Here is a 10,210-nt window from a genome sequence, read left to right on the forward strand (position 1 = left end):
GCTTTATACAGTTGGCTGCACCGTCGCCAGCGAACCTTTCTGGAAAAATTATGCAAACCAACGTGATGAGAAAAGATAACGTTCAGCGCTGGTTGCAAATGTGCGCCGGTAGGCAAGATATTATTCTCGCCGTGGTGATGCTTATGGCGATTGTCATGATCACCCTGACGTTGCCTACGTTTGTGGTGGATATTTTGATCACCATTAATCTGGCCTTTTCCATCATCCTGTTGTTGTTTGCCATTTACATCAACGATCCGCTGGATCTGTCGGTGTTCCCCTCACTGTTACTGATCACCACGCTTTATCGGCTGTCGCTGACCATTAGTACCTCGCGTCTGGTTCTGTTACAGCACAATGCCGGTGATATCATCGATGCGTTTGGCCGTTTTATGGTGGGGGGAAACCTGACGGTGGGACTGGTGATTTTCGCCATCATCAACATCGTGCAGTTTATCGTTATCACTAAGGGGACGGAGCGTGTTGCCGAAGTGAGTGCCCGGTTTTCTCTTGATGGCATGCCGGGCAAGCAGATGAGTATCGATGGCGATCTGCGTGCCGGAATGATCGATGCCGATCAGGCGCGGCAATTGCGTCTGCATGTGCAGCACGAAAGTCGTTTTCTTGGCGCGATGGACGGTGCCATGAAGTTTGTGAAAGGGGATGCTATCGCCGGTATTATTGTTGTGCTGGTGAATATTCTGGGCGGCATTACCATTGCGGTGGTGCAATACGGCATGTCGCTTGGGGATGCGGTGCAAACCTACAGCGTACTCTCAATCGGCGACGGTCTGTGCGGCCAGATCCCCTCTCTGCTGATTTCGCTCAGTGCCGGTATTATCGTCACCCGCGTGCCGGGTGAGAAACGGCAAAATCTGGGGCGTGAGCTGAGCACGCAATTGGGGAAACAGCCTCAGGCGCTGATCCTCGCGGCGGTGGTGATGTTGCTGTTTGCTGTTATTCCCGGCTTCCCGTTTATCTACTTCTTTATCATGGCGGTGCTGACCGCATTGCCTTGCGCACTGCTGTGGTACCGCGCACGGCATCCGCAGGCTGTATCCGTGCCGCAGGGCAGCGTTGATGACGATCAGATGGTGCCGGGCGCGCAGCCTCTCACTTTGCGCCTTGCACCGCGCCTGCATTCAGAGTCTCTTTCGCTGGAGATCGATGCTCTGCGCAAAACCCTGTTCGACACCCTGGGTTTACCTCTGCCGGATGTCTCCATCATCGTTAATGCTTCAATGACAGAGAATAGTATGGCGGTGCTTGTCTATCAGGAGTCGGTGTTCTCTTTGACACTCCCCGTGGCGGTCTCCTGCATGGTTTTCACCACGGTGGAGACGGCAGATGCCACGCCAGAGACGCAGGTGTTGCCGCAGGGAATGGGGCGAATTGGGTGGCTGTCTGCCGCTGAGGGGCAACGTGCACAACAGGCGGGGCAAACGGTGTTTACCGGTGATCAGTGCCTTATTGCGCTGTTGCATAAGGTGTTGGTGAACCACATGGCAGAGTTTATCGGGGTGCAAGAAGCGCGCTACCTGATGGATGCTATGGAGAAACGCTATGCCGAATTGGTGAAAGAACTTCAGCGACAGATGCCCATCAACAAAATTGCCGAGGTGCTCCAGCGATTGGTGTCAGAACGGGTCTCTATCCGCGATTTGCGTCTGGTTTTTGGCACGCTGATTGAGTGGGCACCGCGGGAAAAAGATGTCCAGATGCTGACGGAATATGTTCGCATCGCTTTGCGACGCCATATTTTGCATCGTCTGATGCCAGAAGGGACGCCGCTACGCGTGCTGCGCATCGGGGAGGAGATGGAGAATGTGATTCGCGAATCCATTCGGCAGACCGCAATGGGCACCTACACCGCATTAAGCAGCGAACAACGTGCGCAGATATTGCAGTTGATTGCTGAGGCACAAGCGGTTCACGGCGAGTTTGTGATTGTCAGCTCAGTAGATACACGTCGTTTCTTGCGTAAGGTCATAGAGCAACAACACGCCGATATTGCGGTGTTGTCGTGGCAGGAAGTTGGGGAGCACTGCCTTATCCAGGTGGTGCACAGTATTGACCTGAACCCCGAGTGCGCATTCGATGATGAAGATTGAGTTTTCCTCTCTGGTGCAGGCTGTGAGCCGACGGCTGACATTGTCCGGTGAGCCGCCTGATGGTATCGACATGACGGGACGGGTGCTGCATATCAGCGCCTCTTTGTTGAAAGTGCGGTTGCCCGGCGTGTTTATGGGCGAACTTTGCCAGATTTTACCCGGCGGTACCTTGGCTGAGGTAGTTGCTGTGGACGGCGAAGATGCGCTGTTATCTCCCTTTGCCAGTACTGTAGGTCTATTTTGCGGGCAGAAGGTGCGGCCGCTAAAACAACGCCAGCAGGTTCCGGTCGGCGACGCGTTGCTGGGCCGCGTGGTTGATGGCCTTGGGCAGATGTTGGATGGCAATGAGGCGTGGCAGGGGCCGTGGCGCAATTTTGACGCACCGCCTCCGGCGGCACTGGTCCGTGGGATGATCGATCGCCCGGTGTTAACCGGCGTGCGGGCGATAGACAGTTTACTCACCTGCGGTGAAGGGCAGCGTATCGGGATTTTCGCGGCAGCGGGCGTGGGGAAAAGCACGTTGCTTTCCATGCTGTGCCACGGCGCGGACTGCGAGGTGATTGTTCTGGCCCTCATCGGGGAGCGTGGCCGCGAAGTGCGGGAATTTTTAGAGCATTCGCTTAATGCTCAGACGCGACGTCGCTGCGTCGTTGTTGTCGCCACGTCAGACAGGCCGCCGCTCGAGCGCATGCGCGCGCTGTATGTGGCGACCACCATTGCGGAGTCGTTTCGCGATCGGGGCCAGCGCGTACTGTTAATGGCGGATTCACTGACGCGCTACGCTCGCGCCGCACGGGAAATCGCCATCGAGGCGGGTGAGCGTGCGGTTGCGGGTAGCTATCCCCCTAGCGTGTTTGCCGCGCTGCCGCGCTTGCTGGAGCGGACCGGTAAAGGACGCTGTGGCAGCATTACTGCGTTCTACACCGTGCTGGTGGAGGGGGACGATATGAATGAGCCGTTGGCGGATGAGGTGTGCTCGCCAGCGTAAGCCGCATCATGCCTAACGTCACCAGTCAGATGCACATGACGCTTGCCAATGAGGTACGCCGTTTGCTCAGTGTTTATCGCGATGTAGAGCTGCTAGTGCGAGTGGGGGAGTATCAACAAGGTGAGGATCCGCTTGCCGATCTGGCGGTAGAAAAGTATGCGGCGATCAATGCATTTTTACAACAGCAGGAGAATGAACCATGTCATCACGATCTGTTATTACAACGGCTAAGTGCGCTGGTAACACCGTGATGCTGCGGGTGTTATTGGCCATCAAGCAACGTCGGGAAATCGCCTTGCGCCGACAGTTGGTACAGCAATTCTCTCAGCTCCAGCAACTGGAACAGGACATGTGCACCTGTTCGGCCCATCGCACATTGCTGGCCGAAAAACGAAACGCCTGGCTGGCCTGGTCCGGTACGCAAATCAGCGATGAACTGCTGGCGCATAAACAAACACTGATGACATTGCGCAATGAGGATCAGCAATTAATGGCTAACCAGATGGCACTGTCTGATGAGCAGCGCGTCGTATTGGCGCAGCAAGACGTGGTAAGGTAAGCGCTGAATGTTGTCATGAAAAAGAAGGAAAAACTGCACAGTGTGCTCAACGATGCAGGCTGTAGACGATGAGCCGCTATTCATGAGCGGGACACGCGTTGAAGGGAGTCTGTGGCACACGTTGCCGGAGCCGGAAGCGACCGATGCTGAAACCGCGATGGACGCTCAGAAATTTATGCAACTGATAGCTCAAAAGGCAACGCATTACACCTCTTCTCCGCTTTCACCTTATGCGCATCGCCGACAGCGTTATCGCATGGTGAGTTGCAATGGGGAAGTGATCCTGTGTGAGGTCAGCGAGCGGGACGGTGAACTTCACCTTTGTATCCAGGTGCCTCAGCGCGAGCTGTTCGACACCTTGAGCCTTATTTCATCTTGGCTCTGCGCGCGTTTGCGCGAGGAAGGACATGCCGTTGTTCTGGAGGTTGAATATGTTAAGGACGACCCAGGATGCGTGGAACCTGGCGCAGTATCTTCCTCCTGAGGGCGTAAACGCAGGCGAATTGCATATCGGTTTACAAACGTGGACACGCGCTCAATCCGGGGTAGTTATAACGCTTTCCTTCGATGAAGGCACATCGGTGAGCCACGTTTGGCTGGAGGACACCGGGTGGCGGGCACTGTGCGAGCAGATGCTTGGCACGTCTGAGGTGGTAACGGTAAATGCGTTATTGCTTGAGGAGATCGCAGAGTGGGCGCTATCGCCATTGCTGGCACATTGCCAGGCCAGCATGGTGCGGGAGAATGCGGCACCGTGCCCTTGTAGCGCGCTGTCCGAGCAATGGTGCGTCGTTTTTACCTGGCAGGTGGAACAGGTTGCTTTTCAGGCCGTGCTGTTTGGCAATACTGACGCTGGGTTTAAGCATCTGCATGCGTTGCTTGTGCCTGATTGTGTCCCCACTGGTCCATTGCCACCGTTGCGATGTGCGCTGTATGCCGGAGAGTGTGAGCTCCCGCTGTCTGTTTTACGGAGGCTGACGCGGGGGGAAGGGATCCCAATACACCCGTATGGTGATTTACGTGCGGGGCATTTCTCCTTGTCGCCGTTGCTGAAGCAGGCGGCGTATGTCCAGATAAACGGAGATAACACGATGCACTGTAGAGCGTTAGGCGCTGAGCTTGAAAATAGCGCTAGTGAAATACCGGATCAACCCGCTAGCGCCGAGTCGATGTCAGTGGATCTTGCGGCACTGCCGCAAAAATTGTTGGTTGAGGTCGGGCAGGTCACGCTGACACTGGGATCACTGCGAACGCTACAGGTGGGCGACACAGTGGCGGTGAACGCCGAGTTCTCTCCGGAAGTAACACTGAAATTGAATGGCTGTGCCATTGGCAAAGGTGCGCTGATTGGCTGCAGCGACCGTTTTTTGGTGCAAATCCGGCAATGGTATCTCACTGCACAAGATTGAGCGGTGGTGGGGGCAAGATGGGGTGAATGCCCGGTAGGTGCGCCTGGTTTAGCCGAGGTATAAGGGGACGTCAACTTTATAGCGTGGAACTCACATGTCACTACCTGACTCTCCCTGGCAGTTAATTGCGCTTCTGTTTGTGCTTTCACTGCTGCCGCTGATTATCGTAATGGGAACCTCGTTTCTCAAACTGACGGTGGTCTTTTCCATCTTGCGTAATGCCCTGGGGATCCAGCAGGTGCCGCCAAATATGGCGCTGTATGGCCTTGCGCTGGTGCTGTCGCTGTTTATCATGGCCCCGACACTACTGGCGGTAAAGGCGCAGTGGCATCCGGTCGCCGTTGAGGGCGAAACTGCCTGGATGAGCGGTTGGGACAGTCAGGCGCTGACGCCCTATCGCCACTTTCTGATAAAAAACACTGAAGATAAGCAGGTGCATTATTTTCAGAATCTGGTTGCGAAAACCTGGCCGGAAGAGGCGCGTCGCACGGTGAAGGACGACTCATTACTCATTTTGCTGCCAGCGTTCACGGTCAGTCAATTGACCCAGGCGTTTCGTATCGGCTTATTGATATATCTGCCGTTTCTTGCCATTGATCTGTTGGTGTCCAATATCCTGCTGGCGATGGGGATGATGATGGTCTCTCCCATGACCATCGCCTTACCGTTCAAACTGTTGATTTTTCTCTTGGCCGGCGGTTGGGACCTGATCCTTGCTCAGTTAGTACAGAGTTTCGTATGAATGAATCCACTCTGACGTACCTGATGACCCAACTGTTGTGGATCGTCTTGCTGACCTCATTGCCGATCATTGTTGTCGCGTGTGTGGTCGGCGTACTGGTTAGCTTGTTACAAGCGTTGACGCAGATACAGGATCAGACCCTGCAATTTATGATCAAACTGCTGGCCGTGGCGCTGATGCTGATGGCGACCTATCACTGGCTTGGCGGCATCCTGCTGGGATATACACGCCAGGTGCTATTGCAAATAAGTGCGCATGCATGAATCTGGTGCTTAACGAAGAGATCGCGCATCTGGCTTTTCTTATGATGCGCCCGCTGGGGATGACCCTGCTGTTTCCGCTGTTGCAGGCAGGGAATCTGGGGGCGCCGTTAGTGAGAAACGCGGTGTTAATGGCGATTGCATTGCCGATGTTGGCAGTGGTACCAATGCCCCAGGATATTGGTGAGGGGTGGACATGGTTGAGCTATATTCCTGGAGAATTGCTTATCGGACTGGTATTGGGGTTCTGTGGCGCAATTCCTTTTTGGGCCGTGGATATGGCGGGATTTATTATCGATTCACTGCGTGGTGCAACTATGAGCGCGGTATTCAACCCTGCGATGTCTGTCAAGTCGTCACTTTTTGGTTTGTTGTTCAGCCAGTTTCTCTGTGCGCTGTTTTTTATTAGCGGCGGTATAAATTTGCACCTGAGCGTGCTGTATGACTCTTACCATTACCTACCGCCTGGCAATACGCTGGCATTTAATCAGCCGCTGTTGGATTTTATCAAGGTGGAGTGGCAGGCGCTCTATCACCTGTGTTTAAGCTTCTCCTTGCCGGCCGTGTTAGTGATGGTGTTGAGAGATATGGCGCTGGGGTTGTTGAATCGTTCGGCGCAGCAGTTGAACGTGTTCTTTCTGGCTATGCCCATCAAAAGCCTGTTGGTCTTGTTGCTGCTGATCGTATCGCTGCCCTATGCGTTGCACCACTATCTGGTGGAGAGTGAGCGCCTCTACCAACATGTTGGTGAGTGGTTGGCTCAACATGAGTGAGAAAACGGAGCAACCCACCCACAAAAGACGGCAGGATGGTGAAAAAGAGGGGCAGGTGATCAAAAGCGTTGAGCTGACCTCCGGCGCACAACTGCTCGCTTTATTTCTTTTTTTTCATTTTTTTTCCGATGCGCTGGTACAAAACATCACCTTGCTCATCCAGGAATCTCTGCGCGTTATTAATGCTCCTTTCTCCTATGCACTGGGCACGATTGTGCATGCGCTGGTGAAGGAGTGCTGGCTGGTGCTGCTTTATCTGGGAGCGATGGTAAGCGTTGCCACCGTTTTCAGCGTGCTGATTCAAATTGGTTTTGTGGTTGCCAGTAAGGCCGTAGGTTTCAAGGGAAGTAAACTTAACCCGGTGAACAATCTTAAACAGATTGTTTCCTGGCGCAGCGTGGTTGAACTGCTCAAATCCTGTTTGAAAGTGGTGCTGCTGTGCGTGATTTTTCTCTTGTTGTTCTATGCCTACGCGTCGACGTTTCGCGCGTTGCCTTACTGCGATCCTCACTGCGCATTACCCACTTTTTCCTCCATCATGCGTTTTATGTGGTTTGGCATGCTTGGTTTTTATCTGGTACTGGCAGTGGCGGATTATAGCTATCAGCGTTTTCATACATTGAAGCAGCAGCGCATGAGCAAAGAGGATATCAAACAGGAAAACAAGAACAGGGAAGGCGATCCTCATATTAAACAGTGTCGTCGTGCGCTACAGCGCGAAGTGCAAAGCGGCAGTCTGGCACAAAACGTCAGGCAATCGGCGGTGATTGTGCGCAATCCGACGCATTTGGTGGTTTGCCTGGGATACGATCCCGAGACGATGCCAGTGCCGCGCGTGTTGGAGAAAGGCAGGGATGCCATGGCGCAACACATTGTCGAGTTGGCGCAACGTGAGGGCATTCCGATGGTAGAAAACATCCCTCTGGCGCGCACGCTGTTTTATGATGTGAAATGCGGCGAACGTATCCCTGATGCACTTTTCGAGCCGGTTGCCGCGCTGCTGCGCATTGTCTTGCAGATCGATTACGCGTCTCGCGAGGAGGTCGGTGGAGAGGGGCTCAACTGACAGAAAAAAAAGACCGGACCAAGGTATGGTGCCTGTCAAAGCGCAAAGAGAACCATAATGGAGTTGTGCTCTTTGCAAAATCGATAAATATCGCGCTTACTGACTGTCAACGTGCGTGTTAAATCCTTGTTGCAGACCACAATTGGTTAAGAGATTTTCATACAGCTTTATCCCGATAAGCAGGCTGGTGTATTTGTTGTATAACGCGTCATGGTGTGCCTTGATATAGACAGAAAACGACTCTTCAGTCAGCAATTTATTGATTTTCAAGTGATTGCAGTTGTTGATGTACACATCCAACGAGTGATACTTTTTTTGCATCATCTGCTGAAGCAGCGCCGTAATCTGCTCAAGCTCAGATAAGAACGTATCGTAATCGGCCAATATTTTCTGACGCTCTCCATGACTACCCATATCTTTTCCTTATATTTATCGTTGTATTGGGTTTTACCATAGCGCCCCGAAAGCCTGATGCTCAGGGTGCTGTACACTGTGTATCTGAAGCTCGTCCAATCGTCCGCGTTTTTCTCTGTTGATCGAGATGGCGTTGGTAACATAGTGACGGGCGTTGAAGTCTGCGCGACTCTCAGCGATGGCGGTGCAATGTCATAACCTGCAACGTTAAAGACGGACACTTCTATGACAAGCTGGTCGGCTTGCTCCTTGATACTTTGTGCTGTGGCCGCAGATTCCTCTACCAGGTCCATTTGGCTGACAGCGATCCCTACCTGTTCAACCCCGGTCGATTGCTCTGCGCTGGCGGAGACGGCGTCGGTTAACTGGCTAATGGACGCGACAACTTGTTGCATCGTTTCCCCAGCTTTATCAACCAGCGAAGAACCTTGATCGACACGCTCCACTCTGGCGGTAATCAGACTTTTGATCTCCTTCGCTGCGTCAGCACTTCGCTGTGCCAGACTACGCACTTCTCCCGCCACCACGGAGAATCCGCGTCCTTGTTCCCCTGTGCGGGCGGCCTCAACGGCAGCGTTGAGCGCTAATATATTGGTCTGGAAAGAATGCTATCGATGACGTTGATTATATTGGCAATACTGTGAGAGCTCTCATTAATGGACTTCATGGTCTCCACCACATCATCCACGACATTGCCGCCTTGCTGCGCTACCGAGCTCGCATTTTGCGCCAACACATTTGCTTGACGAGCGTTATCTGCATTATTTTTCACTGTTATTCCCAACTGTATTATGGTGGATGAGGTCTCTTCCAGCGCACTTGCCTGCTCTTCTGTGCGCGATGACAGATCGGCGTTGCTTTGGGCTATCTGCATGCTGGCGGTAGCCACGCTTTCGGCGTTGTTTCTGACGCTGATAACCATCCGTGTCAGTGCTGACTGCATCTCCTTCATCGCTTCCAGAAGTTGGCCGATTTCATCGCGGCTGCCCGCCGTTATCGCACCACTGAGATCGCCGACACTGATACGTTTCGCAGAAGAGAGCGCCATGGCTAACGGGGTAGTGACGCTGCGCGTTAAGCGCCAGGAAATCAGGCACCCTAAAAGAGTTGAGATGACCGACAGCAGTAGCATCCAGTACAGGGCTTTGTTCGTGTAATCCTTGATTGTTTACTTTGCGTTATCCATATAGGTTTTTTGCAATTCAGTAAATTCAGCGAGTTTGTTAAAATAAACCCTCTGGACGTTGGCTATTTCACCAAATACCAACGCTGTTGCCTGGTCATCCTTATCTTTCATGGCATAGTTAACGGCTTTATTAATATAAGTGCTGTACTCTTTTCTAATCTCAATGAATTGGTTGAATAAATCTCTGCCTTCATTGGTACTGACTATCATATCAAGTTTTTTATATATTTCACTCGCAGTGTTGGTTGTTTTTTCGATAATATTTTTGAGGTTTTGCTTTTCTTGCTTCTGATCTTCAGGGAGTAGAATGATATCACGCAGGATACGTATGTTGGCATTAAGGATATCCTGGATGCCATGTAACATATCCAACTTTCACCATCCGATTTTCAGTGATTTCTCCGAGTTCAATCTCGATGTTCTTTATGAAGTAATAACTTAGGGAGGTTAATGCAATCGTTAATATGATTAACACACCAAACTCTAAAAAAAGCCTATTGCCAATTCTCATATTTTTAAAAATATTCATACAAATTCCATATGTTTTGTCTATTTAAAAAACACCTAATATAATTATTTAGCACACTACCCGCTGTTTTAAAATCATAGGTAATATATAATTTAATTATAGTAGGTTACCTAAATAACTTTGCATATTACCGCTCCACTTTAGCCAGCCCATGTTGATTACCGGGAAACGGT

10 protein-coding genes and 2 pseudogenes are annotated in these 10,210 nt (G+C 52.0%); 9 read left to right on the plus strand and 3 right to left on the minus strand.

Going from position 1 to position 10,210, the window contains the following annotated elements; all coding sequences use genetic code 11:
* Positions 1–65 precede the first annotated feature (65 nt).
* The 9 genes and pseudogenes from CS369_RS11735 (at position 66) to CS369_RS11775 (ending at position 7,908) form a co-directional block, all read left to right on the plus strand.
* Positions 66–2,111 (plus strand): EscV/YscV/HrcV family type III secretion system export apparatus protein, encoded by a 2,046-nt coding sequence (locus tag CS369_RS11735; RefSeq protein WP_244664967.1) that lies wholly within the window; start codon positions 66–68, stop codon positions 2,109–2,111.
* Positions 2,101–3,350 (plus strand): annotated as a pseudogene (locus CS369_RS11740) (EscN/YscN/HrcN family type III secretion system ATPase). Before CS369_RS11735 ends, CS369_RS11740 begins: the two are co-directional and overlap by 11 nt.
* Positions 3,299–3,658 carry a hypothetical protein gene (locus tag CS369_RS11745; protein WP_196907248.1) on the plus strand — a complete coding sequence of 120 codons (360 nt, stop codon included), beginning with the start codon at positions 3,299–3,301 and terminating at the stop codon, positions 3,656–3,658. Before CS369_RS11740 ends, CS369_RS11745 begins: the two are co-directional and overlap by 52 nt.
* A gap of 82 nt (positions 3,659–3,740) precedes the next feature.
* Positions 3,741–4,142 (plus strand): hypothetical protein, encoded by a 402-nt coding sequence (locus tag CS369_RS11750; RefSeq protein WP_196907233.1) that lies wholly within the window; start codon positions 3,741–3,743, stop codon positions 4,140–4,142.
* On the plus strand, positions 4,090–5,067 hold the full coding sequence (locus CS369_RS11755) for a YscQ/HrcQ family type III secretion apparatus protein (protein WP_196907234.1): 978 nt from the start codon (positions 4,090–4,092) through the stop codon (positions 5,065–5,067). The genes CS369_RS11750 and CS369_RS11755 overlap by 53 nt, the downstream gene beginning before the upstream one ends.
* A 94-nt stretch (positions 5,068–5,161) precedes the next feature.
* Entirely contained in the window at positions 5,162–5,809 is a 648-nt protein-coding gene (gene sctR / locus CS369_RS11760; RefSeq protein WP_196907235.1) for a type III secretion system export apparatus subunit SctR, read from the plus strand.
* Positions 5,806–6,072, plus strand: a complete 267-nt coding sequence (locus CS369_RS11765) for an EscS/YscS/HrcS family type III secretion system export apparatus protein (RefSeq protein WP_196907236.1) — start codon at positions 5,806–5,808, stop codon at positions 6,070–6,072. Before sctR ends, CS369_RS11765 begins: the two co-directional genes overlap by 4 nt.
* Positions 6,069–6,842, plus strand: coding sequence for an EscT/YscT/HrcT family type III secretion system export apparatus protein (locus CS369_RS11770; RefSeq protein ID WP_196907237.1), 774 nt, complete (start codon positions 6,069–6,071; stop codon positions 6,840–6,842). The genes CS369_RS11765 and CS369_RS11770 overlap by 4 nt, the downstream gene beginning before the upstream one ends.
* Positions 6,793–7,908, plus strand: a complete 1,116-nt coding sequence (locus CS369_RS11775; RefSeq protein WP_307833695.1) for an EscU/YscU/HrcU family type III secretion system export apparatus switch protein — start codon at positions 6,793–6,795, stop codon at positions 7,906–7,908. Before CS369_RS11770 ends, CS369_RS11775 begins: the two co-directional genes overlap by 50 nt.
* 96 nt (positions 7,909–8,004) lie before the next feature.
* Here the strand turns inward: CS369_RS11775 and CS369_RS11780 are convergent, their stop codons facing one another.
* The 3 genes and pseudogenes from CS369_RS11780 to CS369_RS11790 all read right to left on the minus strand — a co-directional run bounded on the left by CS369_RS11780 (position 8,005) and on the right by CS369_RS11790 (position 9,874).
* Complete coding sequence (locus CS369_RS11780) at positions 8,005–8,232, minus strand: hypothetical protein (RefSeq protein ID WP_196907238.1); 228 nt, start codon at positions 8,230–8,232, stop codon at positions 8,005–8,007.
* Positions 8,229–9,454, minus strand: a pseudogene (locus CS369_RS25195) (methyl-accepting chemotaxis protein). The gene CS369_RS11780 and the pseudogene CS369_RS25195 overlap by 4 nt, the downstream one beginning before the upstream one ends.
* A gap of 36 nt (positions 9,455–9,490) precedes the next feature.
* Positions 9,491–9,874, minus strand: coding sequence for an MCP four helix bundle domain-containing protein (locus CS369_RS11790; RefSeq protein WP_196907239.1), 384 nt, complete (start codon positions 9,872–9,874; stop codon positions 9,491–9,493).
* Positions 9,875–10,210: the final 336 nt, after the last annotated feature.

It is taken from the genome of Candidatus Symbiopectobacterium sp. 'North America' (assembly GCF_015762685.1).
GTDB lineage: Bacteria > Pseudomonadota > Gammaproteobacteria > Enterobacterales > Enterobacteriaceae > Symbiopectobacterium.

Coding starts and splice junctions, on each gene's coding strand:
- CS369_RS11735 (WP_244664967.1), top strand. CDS start 66: ATGAGAAAAGATAACGTTCAGCGCTGGTTGCAAATGTGCGCCGGTAGG.
- CS369_RS11745 (WP_196907248.1), top strand. CDS start 3,299: ATGTCATCACGATCTGTTATTACAACGGCTAAGTGCGCTGGTAACACC.
- CS369_RS11750 (WP_196907233.1), top strand. CDS start 3,741: ATGAGCGGGACACGCGTTGAAGGGAGTCTGTGGCACACGTTGCCGGAG.
- CS369_RS11755 (WP_196907234.1), top strand. CDS start 4,090: ATGTTAAGGACGACCCAGGATGCGTGGAACCTGGCGCAGTATCTTCCT.
- sctR (WP_196907235.1), top strand. CDS start 5,162: ATGTCACTACCTGACTCTCCCTGGCAGTTAATTGCGCTTCTGTTTGTG.
- CS369_RS11765 (WP_196907236.1), top strand. CDS start 5,806: ATGAATGAATCCACTCTGACGTACCTGATGACCCAACTGTTGTGGATC.
- CS369_RS11770 (WP_196907237.1), top strand. CDS start 6,069: ATGAATCTGGTGCTTAACGAAGAGATCGCGCATCTGGCTTTTCTTATG.
- CS369_RS11780 (WP_196907238.1), bottom strand. CDS start 8,232: ATGATGCAAAAAAAGTATCACTCGTTGGATGTGTACATCAACAACTGC.
- CS369_RS11790 (WP_196907239.1), bottom strand. CDS start 9,874: ATGTTACATGGCATCCAGGATATCCTTAATGCCAACATACGTATCCTG.